Raw genomic sequence first — 17,885 nt, 5'->3', positions numbered from 1 at the left:
CGTGGTGTGTACGGCTTATTCGAAACCGTACACGCAACGGCCGGGGCCGATCGACGGGATATTCCCCCGCCGACCGGCCCCGGACAGGCTGCGGTGATCAGCCTCGCGGCTTCTCGCGCATCTCGTACGTCGCGATGACGTCGTCGATCTTGATGTCGTTGAAGTTTCCGAGGTTGATACCGCCCTCGAAGCCCTCGCGGATCTCGGTGACGTCGTCCTTGAAGCGACGCAGACCGACGATGGTGAGGTCCTCCGCGACGACCCGGCCGTCGCGGATGAGGCGCGCCTTGGTGTTGCGCTTGACCTCGCCGGAGCGGATGAGGACACCCGCGATGTTGCCCAGCTTGGACGAGCGGAAGATCTCGCGGATCTCCGCCGTACCGAGCTCGACCTCTTCGTACTCCGGCTTCAGCATGCCCTTCAGAGCCGCCTCGATCTCCTCGATCGCCTGGTAGATGACCGAGTAGTACCGGACGTCGACGCCCTCGCGCTCGGCCATCTGGGTGGCACGGCCCTCGGCGCGGACGTTGAAGCCGATGACGATCGCGTCGGAGCCGGACGCCAGGTTGATGTCGGACTCGGTGACCGCACCCACGCCGCGGTGCAGCACGCGGATGTCGACCTCCTCGCCGACGTCGAGCTGGAGCAGCGAGGACTCGAGAGCCTCGACCGAACCGGACGCGTCGCCCTTGATGATGAGGTTGAGCTGCTGGATCTCGCCGGCCTTGAGCACCTTGTCGAGGTCCTCGAGGGACACCCGGCGGGTGCGCTTGGCGAAGGCGGCGTTGCGCTCGCGCGCCGCGCGCTTCTCGGCGATCTGGCGGGCCGTGCGGTCCTCGTCGACAACCAGGAAGTTGTCGCCGGCGCCCGGGACGTTGGTCAGACCGAGGACGAGGACCGGGGTCGACGGACCCGCCTCCTCCACGTTCTGGCCCTTGTCGTCGAGCATGGCCCGCACACGGCCGTAGGCGTCGCCCGCGACCATCGTGTCGCCGACGCGGAGGGTACCGCGCTGGACGAGGACGGTGGCCACGGCGCCGCGGCCGCGGTCGAGGTGGGCCTCGATCGCGATGCCCTGCGCGTCCTGCTCCGCGTTGGCGCGCAGGTCGAGCGCGGCGTCGGCGGTGAGGACGACGGCCTCGAGCAGCTTGTCGATGTTCAGACCCTGCTTGGCGGAGATGTCGACGAACATCGTGTCGCCGCCGTACTCCTCGGCCACCAGGCCGAACTCGGTCAGCTGACCGCGCACCTTGGTCGGGTCCGCGCCCTCGACGTCGATCTTGTTGACCGCGACCACGATCGGCACGTCGGCCGCCTTGGCGTGGTTCAGGGCCTCGATCGTCTGCGGCATGACACCGTCGTTGGCCGCCACCACGAGGATCGCGATGTCGGTCGACTTCGCACCGCGGGCACGCATGGCGGTGAACGCCTCGTGACCCGGGGTGTCGATGAAGGTGATCTTGCGCTCTTCGTCGTTGACCTCGGTCGCGACCTGGTAGGCACCGATGTGCTGGGTGATGCCGCCGGCCTCGCCCGCGACCACGTTGGTCTTGCGGATCGCGTCGAGCAGTCGCGTCTTACCGTGGTCGACGTGACCCATGACGGTCACGACCGGCGGACGCGCGACGAGCATCTCCTCGCCGCCCTCGTTCTCACCGAACTCGATGTCGAACGACTCGAGGAGCTCGCGGTCCTCCTCCTCGGGGCTGACGATCTGAACCGTGTAGTTCATCTCGTCGCCGAGGAGCGTCAGCGTCTCGTCGGACACCGACTGCGTGGCCGTGACCATCTCGCCGAGGTTCATCATCACGGCGACGAGCGACGCCGGGTTGGCGTTGATCTTCTCCGCGAAGTCGGTGAGGGAGGCACCACGCGACAGGCGAATGGTCTCGCCGTTGCCGCGCGGCAGCATCACGCCGCCCACGGACGGGGCCTGCATGGCCTCGTACTCCTGGCGCCGCTGACGCTTGGACTTGCGGCCGCGACGGGCCGGACCGCCGGGACGGCCGAAGGCACCCTGCGTGCCACCGCGGGCACCGGGGCCGCCGGGACGCCCGCCGAAGCCGGGACGACCGCCGCCGAAGCCGCCGCCGCCACCGGGGCCACCGCCACCGGGACGACCGGCGAAGCCGCCGCCGCCACCGGGACGACCGCCGCCGCCGGGACCGGCCGGACGGCCGGCGAAGCCCGGACGGGCACCGCCGCCGGGACGGCCGGCGCCGCCGCCGGGACCGCGACCGCCGCCGGGGCCCGGACGCGGGCCGGCAGCGGGACGCTGCGGCATCATGCCGGGGTTCGGACGGTTGCCCGCCGGGCCGGGACGCGGGGCGCCGCCGGGAGCCTGCGGACGGGGCATGCCGCCGGGGGTCGGACGGGGAGCGCCCTGGCCCTGCGGGCGGGGAGCGCCGCCGGGACCGCCCTGCGGGCGCGGGGCACCGCCGGGGCCGGCCGGGCCGCCACCGGGGCGGGGTGCCTGCGGGCGCGGGGCCTGCGGGCGGGCCATGCCGGTGGAGCCACCGGAGGTGAAGGGGTTGTTGCCCGGACGGGGACCGGCCGGACGACCGCCGGGACGGGCACCGCCCTGGCCCGGACGGGGGGCACGCTGGCCCTGGCCGCCGTCACGCTGCTGACCCGCCGGGCCCGGACGGGCGCCGGGGCGCGGGCCGGGAGCGGCCGGGCGCGGGGCGCCGGGCTGCTGCGGGGCGGCGGGCTGGGCCGGAGCGGGCGCGGAGAACTCCGCGGCGGGCACCGGGGTGACCGGGGCGGGCTTCGCCGGGGCCGGCTTCGGACCCGGACGGGGACCCGGGGTGGGGGCGCCACCGGCGGGCTTGGGGGTGGGGGTGGGGGCCGCGGCCGGCTTCGGGGCCGGTGCGGCGGGGCGCGGGGCACCCGGAGTGGGCGCGCCCGGCTTCGCGGGGGCCGCCTTGCGCGGCGCCGCGGGCTTGGCAGCGGACTTGCCGGCGTTGCCGCCGGGCCCCTGCAGCGCGTCAGTCAGTTTACGGACGACCGGCGCCTCGATCGTCGAGGACGCCGAACGGACGAATTCACCAAGTTCTTGGAGCTTGGCCATGACGACCTTGCTCTCCACTCCGAACTCCTTGGCGAGTTCGTATACCCGGACCTTAGCCACTTCGCTCCTTCTAGGTCCGGGTTGTCAACCGGACCGTCGCTACTTCATGGGCGTACTCATCGCGTACTCATCGAGTGCTCATCGCAATCTCGACCTACTTCCAAATCGCGAGGTACCTGACCGCACGGGTACCGGGTACCCGTGCCTGGGACATCCCCGCTGATGCGGGGTCCAACTCTTCTTACTGCCTGATCGTCTCGATGTGACGGCGCAGTTCCGCGGTGTCCAGCGGTCCCGGGCTTTTGAAGGCCCGGGGGAACGCCCGGCGGCGGACCGCCAGGTCGAGACAGACCAGTGTGGGGTGCACGGAGGCACCCCGGCCGGGCAGCGTACCGCGCGGATCGGGGACGCAGGCGCCCTCGATCAGCACGATCCGCAACAGATCGCCCTTGGCCGCTCGCTCCCGGCACCCCACACAGGTGCGCTGAGGGCATGCGCGGGCATGCGTCCGGCCAGACACTGGTTAAGTCTACCTCCCCGAGCCGGGCTCACCCCTTTGGGGCACAGATCGGCTACGTATGCTTTTTGACTCGCGGCGCGCGGGCGGCGGTTTCCCGGGGGTTCCACCCACGGATCGCGCCGGGGGCGCGAGGTGGCGAACCGGCGCCGGCTCCGTGCCGCGCGCCCCCGAGTGCTTCCATCCGCCCGCGCCGAGCGCGGGCTTACTCCGGCTTGTCCTGCTGCTCGGTGTGCTCGGTGTCCGGCCGGATGTCGATCCGCCAGCCGGTGAGCCGCGCGGCCAGGCGGGCGTTCTGCCCCTCCTTGCCGATGGCGAGCGACAGCTGGTAGTCCGGCACGGTCACCCGGGCCGAGCGGGCGGCGAGGTCCACGACCTCGACCTTGCTCACCCGGGCGGGGGACAGCGCGTGGGCGACGAGCTCCGCCGGGTCGTCCGACCAGTCGACGATGTCGATCTTCTCGCCGTTGAGCTCCGCCATCACCGCGCGGACGCGGCCGCCCATCGGGCCGATGCAGGCGCCCTTGGCGTTCAGCCCGGAGCGGGTCGAACGGACGGCGATCTTGGTGCGGTGGCCGGCCTCGCGGGCGATGGCCGCGATCTCCACCGAACCGTCGGCGATCTCCGGGACCTCCATGGCGAAGAGCTTCTTCACCAGGTTGGGGTGGGTCCGCGAGAGCGTCACGGACGGGCCGCGGACGCCCTTGGCGACCCGGACGACGTAGGTGCGCAGCCGGGTGCCGTGGGTGTAGTCCTCGCCGGGGACCTGCTCCTGCACCGGCAGGATGGCCTCCAGCTTGCCGATGTCGACCAGGACGTTCTTGGGATCCTTGCCCTGCTGGACGACACCGGCGACGACGTCGCCCTCACGGCCGGCGAACTCACCGAAAGTGATCTCGTCCTCGGCGTCGCGCAGACGCTGGAGGATGACCTGCTTGGCGGTGGTCGCGGCGATCCGGCCGAAGCCGGACGGGGTGTCGTCGAACTCGCGCGGCTCCTCGCCCTCGGCGAGGTCCTGCGGGTCCTCCTTGGCCCAGACCGTGACGTGGCCGGTGGACCGGTCCAGCTCCACGCGGGCCCGGCGGCGGCTTCCCTCGGTGCGGTGGTACGCGATGAGGAGGGCCGACTCGATCGCCTCGACCAGCAGGTCGAAGGAGATCTCCTTCTCTCGCACCAGGCCCCGCAGGGCACTCATGTCGATGTCCACGGCTACGCCTCCTCTTGATTCTCGTCGGTTTCCGCTTCGGCCTGGGCGGCCCCCGCACCGGACGGTCGGTTGAACTCGATCTCCACGCGGGCCTTCGCGATCTCGTCGAAGGCGAGCCGCCGGGCGGTGGGCTTGCGTCCCTTCACACCCGGCACTTCCACATCCAGCCCCTCGTCGTCCACGGCGACGATCCGCGCGACCAGCTCGCCGCCCGCGGTGAGCTGGGCCTTGATCAGCCGGCCGGTGGCCCGGACGTAGTGCCGGTGCAGGGTGAGGGGGCGGTCGGCGCCGGGGGAGGTGACCTCCAGGACGTACGGGGCGCCGCCCATGACGTCGCTCTCGTCGAGCTTCGCGGAGACCTCCCGGCTCAGCTCGGCGCACTCGTCCAGCTGGACGCCGTCGTCGGAATCCACCACGATGCGCAGCACACGCCGTTTTCCGGCCGGTGTCACTTCGACCTCTTCCAGATCCAACTCCCGTGCGCTGACGAGAGGGGCGAGCAGCTCGCGGAGCCGCTCGCTCTGGGTGGTGCTCATCCGGGTGACTCCTCGGCCGCGTGTGCTGTTGTGGGAAAGTCGCGTGTCAGGTCAAAGCCTATCCGTTCCGGCACCCGGCTGACGATTCGGTGCCTTCGTCCGCGGGACACCCGCCGGGCGCCGGTACGCTCACGAACGGTGATCACGACCCCTGGTCCCGCGACGGTGCCCCGACGACCACCGGCAGGAAGTGGAACGTGGCGTTCATGACGACGGCGCGGGCCCGCGGCCCCCGCAGACGCGCGCTGCTGACGGGCGCGGCGGCACTGCTGCTCACCGGCTGCGCCGGCGGCAGGGACGGCGACGGCGCAGCCGGCCGGGCCCGCGCCGAGGCCGGCCGGAACACGACGGCCCTGCTCGCCCGCTACGACGCGACGCTCGCCGCGCACGCCGCCCTCGCGCCCCGGCTGCGCCCGCTGCGGGCCGAAACCGCCCGCCACGCCCAGGCGTTCGGCGCCGCCCCCACACCTGCCCCTTCTCCTTCGGCGCCTCCGCCCGCTGTCCCGGACGACCCCGACGAGGCGCTCGCCGCGCTCGCCGCCGCCGAGCGGCGGACGGCCGACGGCCACACCGCGGCCCTCGCGGCGGCCCCGCCCGAACTCGCCCGGCTGCTCGCCTCCGTGGCCGCGGCCGGCGCGTCCCACGCCTACCTGCTGGGAGCGGACGCATGACGGATCCGGCCGTGCTGACGGCCGTACAGGCGGCCCTGGCCGCCGAGCACGCCGCGGTCTACGGGTACGGGGTGGTCGGCGCGCGTGCCGGGGAGGAGCGGGCCCAGGAGGCCCGCGAGGCGTACGAGGCACACCGGGGCCGGCGGGACGCGCTGCGGCGGACCGTCCACGGCCTGGGCGGCGCCCCGGTCGTCGCCGAGGCGGCGTACGTACTGCCGTTCCCGGTGCCGGACGCGCCCGCCGCGGCGCGCCTGGCGGCGGAGCTGGAGAGCAGGGTGGCGGCCGTCTACGCCGATCTGGTCGCGGCGGCGGACGGCGCGCTGCGCGGGGAGGCCGCGGCGGCGCTGCGCGAGGCGGCGGTGCGCGGAACGCGCTGGCGGGGCGGCAGCGTAGCCTTCCCTGGGCTCGCCGGGCGGGCCCCGGCCGGCGCGTAGCTCTCCGTCCCCGGCCGGCCCCACCGGCACGGACGCCCGACCGGTAGGGACTGCACGGACGAAAGGGACAGCACAGGGATGGGCCATGCGAACGACCGCCTCGAACCGCCGGAACGGCTGGTTCACGCCCTGGGCTCCGACCCCGACCCCGCCCGCGCGGAGGCCGCCCGCCGGTGGCTGGCCGGGCTCCCGGCGACGGCCCGGGAGTGGCTGGACCGCTGGGAGCTGACGCCCGAACGGGTGCAGGCGCCGGGTGGGCGTACGGGCCTGGTGGTCCTGGCGCACCGGGCGGACGGCACCCCGGCGGCGCTCAAGCTCCTGCCGCCCGGCGGCGCGGCGGCGGCCGAGCACGCCGCGCTGGAGCACTGGGGCGGACTGGGCGCGGTCCGGGTCCTGACGGCCGCTCCGGAGGCGGGCGCGCTGCTGCTGGAGCGGCTGAGCCCGGACGTCGGCCTGCGCTCGCTCGCCGAGGCCAAGGCACAGTTGGAGGCGTCGGCGACGCTCCAGCGGCTGTGGGTCGCGCCGCCCGGCGGCACGGCCGTCCCCTCGGTGGCCGACCACACGGCCGGCCTGGCCGGCGCCCTGCGCACCTGGCGGGACGAGCCCTGGGCGGCCGACGCCCGGCCGCTCGTCGACGAGGCCCTGGACCTGCGGGACGCGCTGGCCCCGGGCCCCGCCGACGAGCCGCCGAGCCTGCTGCACGGCGCCTACCACCAGGGCAAGGTCCTGGCCGGCGAGCGGCTGCCCTGGCTGGCGGTGGGCCCCCGCCCGCTGACCGGCGAACGCGCCTACGACCTGGCCCGCCTGGTCCGCGACCGCGCCGACACCCTCCTCGCCTCCCCCGGCGCGGCGGCGATCGCCCGCCGCCGCGCGGCCCGTCTCGCGGACACCCTGGAGGTGGACGCGGAGCGGCTGCGCGGCTGGACGCTGTTCCGCGCGGTGGCGGACGGGGTACGGGAGCGGGCGGCCGGCAACGGGAAGGCGGCCGAACTCCTGCTGGAGTTCGCGGCGTTGCTGTAGGGAGCGGCCCGGCGGAGAGCCCGGCGCGCGGCGACCGGCCCGCCCCGGGCGTCCGCCGGCGGTTCCCCGCGGGCACGCCCGGCGAGACGGCGGGCGGCGGGTCCGCCGACCGCTCGCCGCCGGGCAACCCACCACCGCCACCGGGAGCTCGCCGCCCGGCACCCCACCGCCGACCGTTCGCCGCCCCACCACCGCCACCGGACACCCGCCGCCCGGCACCCCGAGGACCCGCGCGAACTGCCGGCCCGCTCGACCGAACCGGCCCTGGCCTTCCGCCGCGACCGGCCGCCGGGCGCCCCAGCCGGACCCCGCCCCAACGCCCTACCGCAGCCCGAGGATTCGCTCCACCGCCGCGTCCACGGACAGTTCCTCCCGCTCCCCCGTGCGCCGGTCCTTCAGCTCCACCCGGCCGTCCGGGGCGCCGCGGCCGACGGTCAGCAGGGCCGGGACACCGATCAGTTCGGCGTCGGCGAACTTGACGCCCGCCGAGACGCCCGCCCGGTCGTCGAGCAGCACGCGGACGCCCGCGGCGGAGAGCCTGGCGGTGAGGGCGTCGGCCAGTTCCGCCTGGACGGCCTTGCCGGCGACGACGATGTGGACGTCGGCGGGCGCGATCTCGCGCGGCCAGCACAGGCCGTGCGCGTCGTGGGTCTGCTCGGCGAGGGCGGCGACGGCGCGGGAGACGCCGATGCCGTAGCACCCCATGGTGACGCGGACCGGTTTGCCCGCAGGGCCGAGGACGTCGAAGCCGAAGACGTCCGTGTACTTGCGCCCCAGTTGGAAGATGTGGCCGATCTCGATGGCCCGGCCGAGCCGGAGGCCGGTGCCGCAGCGCGGGCAGGGGTCGCCGGGTTCGACGACGACGGCGTCGAGGTACCGGTCGACGGTGAAGTCCCGGCCGCAGACGACGTTCCGCGCGTGGGTGCCGGGCCTGTTGGCTCCGGTGATCCAGGCCGTGCCGGGTGCCACCCGGGGGTCGGCCCAGTAGGGGACGGGCAGCTTCTGCGGGCCGACGTAGCCGCGCACCAGGTCCGGGTGGGAGGCGAAGTCGTCGGCCGTGACGAGCTCCACCTCGGCGGGGGCCAGCCGCTCGGCGACCCGGCCGAGGTCCACCTCGCGGTCGCCGGGTACGCCGATGGCGACGATCTCGCCGTCGATCTTGACGAGGACGTTCTTGAGCACCGCCGAGGCGGGCACGTCCAGGTGGGCGGCGAGGGTGTCGATGGTGGGGGTGTCGGGGGTGTCCAGTTCCTCCAGCGGTCCGTGCGCGGCGGGGTCGGCGGCTTCGGCGACCGTGGTGACCGCCTCGGTGTTGGCGGCGTAGTCGCACCGCGGGCAGTCCGCGAAGGTGTCCTCCCCCGCCGCGGCCGGGGCCAGGAACTCCTCCGAGGCGGAGCCGCCCATGGCGCCGGACACGGCGGAGACCACGCGGTGGTCGAGCCCGAGGCGTTCGAAGATCCGCAGGTACGCCTCGCGGTGGCGGCGGTAGGACTCCGCGAGCCCTTCGTCGTCGAGGTCGAAGGAGTAGGCGTCCTTCATCAGGAACTCGCGCCCGCGCAGCACCCCGGAGCGGGGCCGGGCCTCGTCCCGGTACTTGGTCTGGATCTGGTAGAGGGTGACCGGGAGGTCCTTGTAGGACGCGCACTGGTCCTTGGCCGTGAGGGTGAAGACCTCCTCGTGCGTGGGCCCGAGCAGGTACTCGGCGCCCTTGCGGTCGCGGAGCCGGAAGAGGAGGTCCCCGTACTCCGTCCAGCGCCCGCTGGCCTCGTAGGGCTCCCGGGGCAGCAGGGCGGGCAGCAGGACCTCCTGGCCGCCGATGGCGTCCATCTCCTCGCGCACCACGCGGGCGACGTTGTCCAGCACCTTCTTGCCGAGCGGCAGCCACGTCCACACCCCGGCGGAGCTCCGGCGGACGTAGCCGGCGCGGACGAGCAGCCGGTGGCCCGGCGTCTCGGCGTCGGCCGGATCGTCGCGCAGGGTCGTGAGCATCGACTGGGAGAGACGCAGCGGGCGCTGTACGGGTGACATGCCGGGAGGGTAGCGGCGGGCCGGGCGGATCTCACCGGTATTTCCGGGGCGGGCCGTCAGTCCGGCAGCGGCAGTTCCGCGCCCATCACCACGTACGGGCTGACGGCGCTGGGGAAGACCACCTGCCGGGCCAGGTCCCGGTAGCCGAGCTTGCGGTAGAGCGCGCGGGCCGGGCTCTCCACGTCGATGGCGGAGAGGATCGAGCGCGGTTCCGCCGCGTCGGCCGTCAGCGCGGTGATGAGCGTCCGGCCGATCCGCCGGTTCTGGAAGGCGGGGTGGACGTGCAGTTCGGTGATGACGAAGACGTCGTCCAGCCACTCCTCCGTCCCGGTGGCCCGCAGGTACGGCTCGACGACGGTAGACCACCAGTGCCCGCGGTCGTTGGGCATGCCGTAGACGAAGCCGACGAGCCGTCCGCCCGGTGTCGTCGCGCCGAGGGCGCGGGCGCCGGGGTTGGTGAGGTGGCGGAGCACGATGTGGCGCCGGACGCCGACCTCCTCGGCGGTGAGCCCGAAGGCCACGGCCTGCACGGCCAGCGCGTCGTCGACCCGCGCGGCGAGGTCCAGCGGGCCGACCACGATGTCATCCATGCGGGGAGGCTACCCGGCCGGCCTGTCTTCCCGCCGGGCCCGGGGAGGCGGCGGGTCAGAAGAGCACGCTCATGAAGGCGCCGGTCTCCCGGAAGCCGACCCGGCGGTAGGCGGCGCGCGCGGCGGCGTTGTAGTCGTTGACGTAGAGGCTGACCACCGGGGCGACCTCGCGGAGGGCGTGGTCCAGGACGGCGGCCATGCCGGTCACGGACAGCCCGCGGCCCCGGTGTTCGGGGGCGACCCAGACGCCCTGGATCTGGCAGGCGCGGGCGGTGGCGGCGCCGATCTCGGCCTTGAAGACGACCTTGCCGTTCTCTATCCGAGCGAATGACCGGCCGGAGCCCACCAGTTCGGCCACGCGCGCCTGGTAGAGGAGCCCGCCGTCGCCGGCCAGCGGCGAGACGCCGACCTCCTCGGTGAACATGGCGACGCAGGCCGGGAGGATCAACTCCATCTCGTCCTTGCGGACGCGGCGGACCAGCGGGTCGGGTTCGACGTCGGCGGGCATCGAGCGGGTGACCATGAGCGGCTGGTGGGCGCGGACCTCGCGGGCCGGGCCCCAGTGCGGCTCCAGCAGCGCCCAGAGGGCGGCGGTGGACTCGGCGGGGCCGACGATGGAGGAGCAGCGGCGGCCGGCCCGGCGGGCGCGGTCGGCGAAGGCGCGGACGGCCTCGGGGCCGGCGCAGATGGGGACGAGGTTGGCCCCGGCGTAGCAGAGCGCCTCCAGGCGCCCGAGGACGTACCAGCCCCACATCTCGCCGCCGAGCCGCCAGGGGTCCAGGCCGGCGACCTGGACACGGGCGGCGACGAAGGCGTTGGCGACGGGGTCGCGGTCGAGTACCGCGAGGGCGGCGTCGAGGTCGCCGGGCTCCAGGACCTTGGTCGTGGTCGTCGTCAACACGTGTGCGGTTGCCTCACCGTCGCGGCCGGAGGCCGGGAAAACAGATTCCTGGCACTTTACCTCTCCGGTGCGACGCCTACCCCGTCCCGGCGGGAGGACGACGGGCCTCCCGCCACGGGACCGCGCACGTCAGCCGGCGACGCTGACCTCGGGCTCGCCGGAGGCGACGCCGTCCTTCTCCATCTGGGCGGCGATCTTCATGGCCTCTTCGATGAGGGTCTCGACGATCTTCGACTCGGGGACGGTCTTGATGACCTCGCCCTTCACGAAGATCTGCCCCTTGCCATTGCCGGACGCCACACCCAGGTCCGCCTCACGCGCCTCACCCGGACCGTTGACCACACAGCCCATCACCGCCACGCGCAGCGGCACCTCCATGCCCTCCAGGCCCGCCGTCACCTCGTCCGCCAGCTTGTAGACGTCCACCTGCGCCCGCCCGCACGACGGACACGAGACGATCTCCAGCCGGCGCTGGCGCAGGTTCAGCGACTCCAGGATCTGGATGCCGACCTTGACCTCCTCCGCCGGCGGCGCCGACAGCGACACCCGGATCGTGTCACCGATCCCCTCCGACAGCAGCGCACCGAAGGCCACAGCCGACTTGATCGTGCCCTGGAACGCCGGGCCCGCCTCCGTCACGCCCAGGTGCAGCGGGTAGTCGCACTGGGCGGCGAGCTGCCGGTAGGCGTTGACCATCACCACCGGGTCGTTGTGCTTGACCGAGATCTTGATGTCGCGGAAGCCGTGCTCCTCGAACAGCGACGCCTCCCACAGCGCCGACTCCACCAGCGCCTCGGGCGTGGCCTTGCCGTACTTCTGCAGCAGACGGCGGTCCAGCGACCCGGCGTTCACACCGATGCGGATCGGCGTCCCGGCGTCGGAGGCCGCCTTGGCGATCTCCTTGACCTTGTCGTCGAACTGCTTGATGTTCCCCGGATTCACCCGCACCGCCGCACACCCGGCATCGATCGCCGCGAACACGTACTTCGGCTGGAAGTGGATGTCCGCGATCACCGGGATCTGCGACTTCGCCGCGATCACCTTCAACGCGTCCGCGTCGTCCTGCGTCGGACACGCCACCCGCACGATCTGGCACCCCGACGCCGTCAGCTCCGCGATCTGCTGCAACGTCGCACCGATGTCCGACGTCCGCGTCGTCGTCATCGACTGCACCGACACCGGCGCGTCCCCGCCCACGGCGACGGACCCGACCTGGATCTTGCGGCTGACGCGGCGGTCGGCGAGCTTGGTCGGAACGGACGGCATTCCCAGCGAAATCGCGGTCATCTGGCGAGCAACCCCAAGGTCTGAATCATGGTCCCGAGATCGGCGGGCTCCGGTCTCCGAGATTACGGCAAGCGCCTCCCCCGAAGCACATCCCGCCCCGAACACCGCCCGAACGAACGGTGGCGGAACGCATTCCGCGCGCCGGGGGCGCGGGGCCGGGAGCGGACCCCGCCCTCCTTACGTCAGGCGCACCGGATTCACCACATCGGCCACGAGGACGAGCAGGGTGAAGCAGATGAAGATACCCGCGACGACGTAGGCGACCGGCATCAGCTTGGCCACGTCGAAGGGGCCGGGATCCGGGCGGCGGAAGACCCTGGCGAACATCCGGCGCACCGATTCCCACAGGGCGCCGGCGATGTGCCCGCCGTCCAGGGGCAGCAGCGGCAGCATGTTGAACAGGAACAGCGAGAGGTTGAAGCCGGCCACCAGGGTCAGCATCAGCGCGATCTGCTGGGACGGCGGGATGTCGAGGGTGAACACCTCGCCGCCGACCCGGGCCGCGCCGACGACGCCCATCGGGGAGTCGGCCTTGCGCTCGCCACCGTCGAAGGCCGCATTCCAGAGGTCGGGGATCTTGCCGGGCAGGGCGACCAGGGACTCGACGCCGGACTGCACCATGTCGCCCATCCGGTCGACCGACTGGCCGAAGGACTGCTGGACGATGCCGCTGGCGGGCGCGAAGCCGAGGAATCCGGCGGTGATGTACTCGCCGCGGATCGGGTTGCCGTCGCCGTCGTACTTCTGGACCTGGTTCTTGATCAGGTTGGCGTGCAGGTCGAGGCGCTTGCCGTCGCGCTCGACGGTGATCGTCGCCGGTCCGGTGGTCTTCCGGATGTCCTTCTGGATCGTCTTCCAGTCGGGCGTCGGGTCGCCGTCGAACGCGACGATCTTGTCCTTGGGCCGCAGGCCGGCCGCGTTGGCCGGGGACTTCGGGGCGTCCTTGGGGCAGGTGTCGGTGGCGCTGGACGCCTTGACGACGCAGTCCTGGACCGAGCCGACCTGCGTCGTCTCGGTGCGGACGCCGAAGGTCATCAGCACGCCGAGGAAGAGCACCACGGCGAGCACCAGGTTCATGAAGGGCCCGGCGAACATCACGATCACGCGCTTCCAGGGCTTGCGCGTGTAGAACAGCCGGCTCTCGTCGCCCGGCTGGAGCTCCTCGAACGCCGCCGACCGGGCGTCCTCGATCATCCCGCGCCAGGGGGACGTGGACCGGGCCGCGATCTTGCCGTCCTCGCCGGGCGGGAACATGCCGATCATGCGGATGTAGCCGCCGAGCGGGATCGCCTTGATGCCGTACTCGGTGTCGCCCTTCTTCCTGGAGAAGATCGTCGGTCCGAAGCCGACCATGTACTGCGGCACGCGGATGCCGAACATCTTGGCGGTCGAGAGGTGGCCCAGCTCGTGCCAGGCGATGGAGAACAGCAGGCCCACCACGAAGACGACTATCCCGAGGACCGTCATCAGAAGGGTCATGCGCGGGCCTCCGAGGTCGCTCCGGCCGTACGGACCGCGGTTGCCGTACGCGCCACCAGTTCGCGGGCCCGGGCGCGGGCCCAGGTCTCCGCCTGCAGGACGTCCGGGACCGTGAGGAGGGTTCCCCGGTCGGGGGTGCCGTGCTCCGCGACGACCTCGGCGACGGTGTCCACGATGCCATTGAACGGCAGGCCGCCGGAGAGGAACGCGTCGACGCACTCCTCGTTGGCGGCGTTGAAGACCGCCGGGGCGGTGCCGCCCAGGCCGCCGACGTGGCGGGCGAGCGCGACGGAGGGGAACGCCTCCTCGTCGAGCGGGAAGAACTCCCACGTCGACGCCTTCGACCAGTCGAAGGCCGGGGCGGCGTCCGGCACCCGCTCCGGCCAGCCCAGGCCGATGGCGATCGGGCCCCGCATGTCCGGCGGGGTGGCCTGGGCGAGGGTGGAGCCGTCGGTGAACTCGACCATGGAGTGCACGTACGACTGGGGGTGGACGACGACCTCGATCCGGTCGAACGGGATGTCGTAGAGCAGGTGGGCCTCGATCACCTCCAGGCCCTTGTTGACCAGGGTCGCGGAGTTGACGGTGATCACCGGGCCCATGGACCAGGTCGGGTGCGCCAGGGCGTCCGCCGGGGTGACGGCGGCCAGCTGCTCCTTGGTGCGGCCGCGGAACGGACCGCCGGAAGCGGTCACCACGAGCTTGCGGACCTCGCTGCGGGCACCGCCGAGCAGCGCCTGGAAGAGGGCCGCGTGCTCGGAGTCCACCGGGACGATCTGGCCGGGCTTGGCGACGGCCTTGACCAGCGGGCCGCCGACGATCAGCGACTCCTTGTTCGCCAGCGCCAGGGACCGGCCCGCCTCCAGGGCCGCCAGGGTCGGCGCCAGACCGATCGAACCCGTGATGCCGTTGAGCACCGTGTGGCACTCGCTCCGGGCCAGCTCGGTGGCCGCGTCCGGGCCCGCCAGCACCTCCGGCAGCGGCCGGGAGCCGTAGCGGTCGGCCAGCGCCGCCCGCAGCGCCGGGGCCGCGTCCTCCCGCGCCACGGCGACCGCGCGCACGTCCAGCCGGTGCGCCTGCTCGGCGAGCAGCTCGACCCGGCCGCCGGCGGCGGACAGGGCCGTCACCGTGAACCGGTCGGGGTTGCGCAGCACGAGGTCGATGGCCTGGGTCCCGATCGAACCGGTCGAACCGAGGATCACGATCTCGCGCGGGCCGCCGCTCCGGTGCGTGGGGGCGGAGTAGCGCAGATGCGGGTCAGCGAGGGAGTCGGTCATCCCCCCATTGTGGGGGCTGGGGCGGTCACGGCGGGCGGGGGCCCGGGGAGCCCGGTGCGGAAGGCGCCCCCGGGCCCCCGGCGGGCGGGTCAGGGGATCGGCCGGTGCACGTTGTCGTACTTGGCCGGGCCCGGGGTGGCGTCGGCGATCCAGGGGCCGTCGTCGCTCGGGTCGAGGATGCCCTCCTCCAGCCAGGTGCAGGCCCCGGCCGTCACCGCGTTCACCACCGAGCGGTCGAGGGTGTCGGTGTTGGTCCACAGCCGGGCGAAGAGTTCGTCGGCGCGGATCCGCGCCTGCCGGCAGAAGGCGTCCGCGAGCCCGTACGCCTCCCTGCCGTGCGCCCCCTCGGTGCGCAGCTTCTCGGCCCGGACGCAGGCGGCGCTCATGGCGAAAAGCTCGGCGCCGATGTCCACCACGCGCCCCAGGAACCCCTGCTTCGTCTCCAGCCTGCCCTGCCAGCGGGACATGGCGTAGAAGGTGGAGCGCGCGAGCCGGCGCGAGGCGCGTTCGACGTAGCGCAGGTGCACGGAGAGATCCGTGTGACCGGCCGGGTGGAACTCGGCGTAGCTGGTCGGCAGCTGGCCCGGTCCCGCGACGAGCTTGGGCAGCCAGCGGGCGTAGAAGCCGCCGGCCCGCGCGCCGGCCCGCGCCTTGTCGCCCAGGGACTTCTCGGGGTCGATGAGGTCGCCGGCGACCGACAGGTGGGCGTCGACGGCCTCCCGGGCGATCAGCAGGTGCATGATCTCGGTGGAGCCTTCGAAGATCCGGTTGATGCGCATGTCGCGGAGCATCTGCTCGACGGGGACGGCCCGCTCGCCGCGGGCGGCGAGCGAGGCGGCGGTCTCGTAGCCCCGGCCGCCGCGGATCTGGACCAGCTCGTCCGTCATCCGCCAGCCCATCTCGCTGCCGTAGAGCTTGGCGAGGGCGGCCTCGATGCGGATGTCGTTGCGGTCCTCGTCGGCCATCTGGCCGGAGAGGTCGACGATCGCCTCCAGGGCGAAGGTGGTGGCGGCGATGAAGGAGATCTTCGCTCCGACGGCCTCGTGGCGGGCGATGGACTTGCCCCACTGCTCACGGGCGGCGGACCACTCGCGGGCGATCTTCAGACACCACTTGCCGGCGCCGACGCACATCGCCGGGATGGACAGCCGTCCGGTGTTGAGCGTGGTCAGCGCGATCTTCAGGCCGGCGCCCTCGGGGCCGATGCGGTGGGCCGCCGGCACCCGGACCTGGTGGAAGCGGGTGACGCCGTTCTCGATGCCGCGCAGGCCCATGAAGGCGTTGCGGTGCTCGACGGTGACCCCCTCGGACGCCGTCTCCACGACGAACGCGGTGATCCCGCCCCGGTGGCCCTCGCTCTTGGGCACCCGGGCCATGACGACCAGCAGGTCGGCGACGACGCCGTTGGTGGTCCAGAGCTTGACGCCGTCGAGGACGTAGTCGTCGCCGTCCGGCACGGCGGCGGTCGCCAGCCGGGCCGGGTCCGAGCCCACGTCCGGCTCGGTGAGCAGGAACGCCGAGATCTCGCCGCGGGCGCAGCGCGGCAGGAACGCGTCCTTCTGCTCCTGGGTGCCGAACAGCTTCAGCGGCTGCGGGACGCCGATGGACTGGTGGGCCGAGAGCAGCGCGCCGACGACCGGGCTGACCGAGCCGACCAGCATCAGGGCCTTGTTGTAGTACACCTGGGTGAGGCCGAGGCCGCCGTACCGGACGTCGATCTTCATCCCGAAGGCGCCGAGCTCCCTGAGGCCCGCGACCGTCTCGTCGGGGACGCGCGCCTCGCGTTCGATGCGGGCGCTGTCGATGCCCGTCTCGCAGAAGGCGCGCAGCCGGGCGAGGAACTCCTCGCCGCGCCGCACGTCCTCCGGCGCGGGCGTCGGGTACGGGTGGATCAGGTCGAGCCGGAACCTGCCGAGGAAGAGTTCCTTGGCGAAACTGGGCTTCTGCCAGCCCTGCTCGCGGGCCGCCTCGGCGACCCGGCGGGCCTCGCGCTCGGAGACCGGCCGTACGGATGGTGCGGTCATGGGGCACCTCGCCGCTTGAGTCGTGGCGGTTGTCACGGTCGATACCGACCGGTGCTACCGGTCCGTATGTACCCGATTCGCGGGGTGTCTACCAGACCGCGTGCGGGATTCCGGCCGGGCCGGAGCGGCCGTCAGTGCCGGGCGCCGGGCGTCACCAGGCCGCTCTCGTAGGCGACGACCACGGCCTGGGCGCGGCTGCAGAGGCCGAGTTTGGCCATGGCGCGGTTGAGGTGGGTCTTGACGGTGGCCTCGCTGATGACGAGTTCGGCGGCGATCTCGCCGTTGGACAGGCCGCGCCCGGTGTGCCGCAGCACCTCCCGTTCCCGGCCGGTGAGCGCGTCGAGGACCTCGCCGCGCGGGGGCTCGGGGGCGGACCGCGGCCGGGTGAACGCCTCGACGAGGCGGCGGGTGACGCTGGGCGAGAACAGGGTGTCGCCGCCCGCCACGGCGGTGACGGCGGCCAGCAGCCGCTGCGGCCCGGCGTCCTTGAGCAGGAAGCCGGAGGCACCGGCGCGCAGCGCGGCGTAGACGTACTCGTCGAGGTCGAAGGTGGTGAGGACGAGGATCCTGGGCGCGGGGACGAGTCCGGCGGCGAGGATGCGCTCGGTGGCGGCGATGCCGCTGAGACCGGGCATCCGGATGTCCATGAGGACGACGTCCGGGTGGTGGGCGACGGCCAGGTCGACGGCCTCCTGCCCGTCGGCGGCCTCGGCGGCCACGGTCACGCCGGGGGCCGCGCGCAGCAGGGCCGCGACGCCGGCCCGGATGAGGACCTGGTCGTCGACGACGAGGACGCGTATGCCGGTACCGCCGCCCTGCTCGCCGGTCATGATCCGTCCCGCCC

Annotated in this window: 15 protein-coding genes; 3 read left to right on the top strand and 12 right to left on the bottom strand. The window is 73.3% G+C overall.

What is annotated here, in order from left to right; genetic code table 11:
* Window positions 1–97: 97 nt before the first annotated feature.
* The 4 genes from infB to rimP all read right to left on the bottom strand — a co-directional run bounded on the left by infB (window position 98) and on the right by rimP (window position 5,330).
* The gene (gene infB / locus J7W19_RS23865; RefSeq protein ID WP_040892232.1) at window positions 98–3,130 is read right to left on the bottom strand and encodes a translation initiation factor IF-2; all 3,033 of its coding nucleotides are present in this window, start codon (window positions 3,128–3,130) and stop codon (window positions 98–100) included.
* A gap of 181 nt (window positions 3,131–3,311) precedes the next feature.
* Window positions 3,312–3,590 (bottom strand): YlxR family protein, encoded by a 279-nt coding sequence (locus J7W19_RS23860; protein WP_040892230.1) that lies wholly within the window; start codon window positions 3,588–3,590, stop codon window positions 3,312–3,314.
* Window positions 3,591–3,792: 202 nt separating this feature from the next.
* Entirely contained in the window at window positions 3,793–4,794 is a 1,002-nt protein-coding gene (nusA, locus tag J7W19_RS23855; protein WP_004953213.1) for a transcription termination factor NusA, read from the bottom strand.
* A gap of 2 nt (window positions 4,795–4,796) precedes the next feature.
* Window positions 4,797–5,330, bottom strand: coding sequence for a ribosome maturation factor RimP (gene rimP / locus J7W19_RS23850; protein ID WP_004953211.1), 534 nt, complete (start codon window positions 5,328–5,330; stop codon window positions 4,797–4,799).
* A 206-nt stretch (window positions 5,331–5,536) separates the two neighbouring features.
* On the opposite strand from rimP, the gene J7W19_RS23845 reads away from it, so the two are divergent.
* From J7W19_RS23845 to J7W19_RS23835, 3 genes are all read left to right on the top strand, one after another.
* Window positions 5,537–6,001, top strand: coding sequence for a hypothetical protein (locus tag J7W19_RS23845; protein ID WP_040892234.1), 465 nt, complete (start codon window positions 5,537–5,539; stop codon window positions 5,999–6,001).
* Window positions 5,998–6,435 carry a ferritin-like domain-containing protein gene (locus tag J7W19_RS23840; RefSeq protein ID WP_004953204.1) on the top strand — a complete coding sequence of 146 codons (438 nt, stop codon included), beginning with the start codon at window positions 5,998–6,000 and terminating at the stop codon, window positions 6,433–6,435. The genes J7W19_RS23845 and J7W19_RS23840 overlap by 4 nt, the downstream gene beginning before the upstream one ends.
* 78 nt (window positions 6,436–6,513) lie before the next feature.
* On the top strand, window positions 6,514–7,455 hold the full coding sequence (locus J7W19_RS23835) for an aminoglycoside phosphotransferase family protein (protein WP_004953202.1): 942 nt from the start codon (window positions 6,514–6,516) through the stop codon (window positions 7,453–7,455).
* Between the two features lie 321 nt (window positions 7,456–7,776).
* On the opposite strand, the gene J7W19_RS23830 is transcribed toward J7W19_RS23835, so the two are convergent.
* The 8 genes from J7W19_RS23830 to J7W19_RS23795 form a co-directional block, all read right to left on the bottom strand.
* Complete coding sequence (locus J7W19_RS23830) at window positions 7,777–9,483, bottom strand: proline--tRNA ligase (RefSeq protein ID WP_040892226.1); 1,707 nt, start codon at window positions 9,481–9,483, stop codon at window positions 7,777–7,779.
* A 56-nt stretch (window positions 9,484–9,539) separates the two neighbouring features.
* Window positions 9,540–10,073, bottom strand: a complete 534-nt coding sequence (locus tag J7W19_RS23825; RefSeq protein WP_004953198.1) for a GNAT family N-acetyltransferase — start codon at window positions 10,071–10,073, stop codon at window positions 9,540–9,542.
* Window positions 10,074–10,128: 55 nt separating this feature from the next.
* Window positions 10,129–10,974: a GNAT family N-acetyltransferase gene (locus J7W19_RS23820; RefSeq protein WP_004953194.1), complete on the bottom strand. Its 846-nt coding sequence runs from the start codon at window positions 10,972–10,974 to the stop codon at window positions 10,129–10,131.
* A gap of 129 nt (window positions 10,975–11,103) precedes the next feature.
* Window positions 11,104–12,261 (bottom strand): flavodoxin-dependent (E)-4-hydroxy-3-methylbut-2-enyl-diphosphate synthase, encoded by a 1,158-nt coding sequence (gene ispG, locus J7W19_RS23815; RefSeq protein ID WP_210455368.1) that lies wholly within the window; start codon window positions 12,259–12,261, stop codon window positions 11,104–11,106.
* A gap of 177 nt (window positions 12,262–12,438) precedes the next feature.
* Complete coding sequence (locus J7W19_RS23810; RefSeq protein ID WP_004950021.1) at window positions 12,439–13,740, bottom strand: M50 family metallopeptidase; 1,302 nt, start codon at window positions 13,738–13,740, stop codon at window positions 12,439–12,441.
* Window positions 13,737–15,017, bottom strand: a complete 1,281-nt coding sequence (gene dxr / locus J7W19_RS23805; RefSeq protein WP_004950020.1) for a 1-deoxy-D-xylulose-5-phosphate reductoisomerase — start codon at window positions 15,015–15,017, stop codon at window positions 13,737–13,739. Before dxr ends, J7W19_RS23810 begins: the two co-directional genes overlap by 4 nt.
* A gap of 89 nt (window positions 15,018–15,106) precedes the next feature.
* Window positions 15,107–17,041: an acyl-CoA dehydrogenase family protein gene (locus tag J7W19_RS23800; RefSeq protein ID WP_004950019.1), complete on the bottom strand. Its 1,935-nt coding sequence runs from the start codon at window positions 17,039–17,041 to the stop codon at window positions 15,107–15,109.
* A gap of 131 nt (window positions 17,042–17,172) precedes the next feature.
* On the bottom strand, window positions 17,173–17,871 hold the full coding sequence (locus J7W19_RS23795) for a response regulator (RefSeq protein ID WP_004950018.1): 699 nt from the start codon (window positions 17,869–17,871) through the stop codon (window positions 17,173–17,175).
* Between the last annotated feature and the right edge of the window lie 14 nt (window positions 17,872–17,885).

Origin of the sequence: Streptomyces mobaraensis NBRC 13819 = DSM 40847 (assembly GCF_017916255.1) — a bacterium.
In the GTDB taxonomy this organism is placed as follows: Bacteria; Actinomycetota; Actinomycetes; order Streptomycetales; family Streptomycetaceae; genus Streptomyces; species Streptomyces mobaraensis.
Note: the sequence above shows the minus strand (reverse complement) of the source record. Positions and strands in the feature narration are given on the sequence as shown.

Excerpts from the sequence above, each read along its gene's own strand:
- rimP (WP_004953211.1), bottom strand. The coding sequence starts at position 5,330 with ATGAGCACCACCCAGAGCGAGCGGCTCCGCGAGCTGCTCGCCCCTCTC.
- J7W19_RS23845 (WP_040892234.1), top strand. The coding sequence starts at position 5,537 with ATGACGACGGCGCGGGCCCGCGGCCCCCGCAGACGCGCGCTGCTGACG.
- J7W19_RS23840 (WP_004953204.1), top strand. The coding sequence starts at position 5,998 with ATGACGGATCCGGCCGTGCTGACGGCCGTACAGGCGGCCCTGGCCGCC.
- J7W19_RS23835 (WP_004953202.1), top strand. The coding sequence starts at position 6,514 with ATGGGCCATGCGAACGACCGCCTCGAACCGCCGGAACGGCTGGTTCAC.
- J7W19_RS23830 (WP_040892226.1), bottom strand. The coding sequence starts at position 9,483 with ATGTCACCCGTACAGCGCCCGCTGCGTCTCTCCCAGTCGATGCTCACG.
- J7W19_RS23825 (WP_004953198.1), bottom strand. The coding sequence starts at position 10,073 with ATGGATGACATCGTGGTCGGCCCGCTGGACCTCGCCGCGCGGGTCGAC.
- ispG (WP_210455368.1), bottom strand. The coding sequence starts at position 12,261 with ATGACCGCGATTTCGCTGGGAATGCCGTCCGTTCCGACCAAGCTCGCC.
- J7W19_RS23810 (WP_004950021.1), bottom strand. The coding sequence starts at position 13,740 with ATGACCCTTCTGATGACGGTCCTCGGGATAGTCGTCTTCGTGGTGGGC.
- dxr (WP_004950020.1), bottom strand. The coding sequence starts at position 15,017 with ATGACCGACTCCCTCGCTGACCCGCATCTGCGCTACTCCGCCCCCACG.
- J7W19_RS23800 (WP_004950019.1), bottom strand. The coding sequence starts at position 17,041 with ATGACCGCACCATCCGTACGGCCGGTCTCCGAGCGCGAGGCCCGCCGG.
- J7W19_RS23795 (WP_004950018.1), bottom strand. The coding sequence starts at position 17,871 with ATGACCGGCGAGCAGGGCGGCGGTACCGGCATACGCGTCCTCGTCGTC.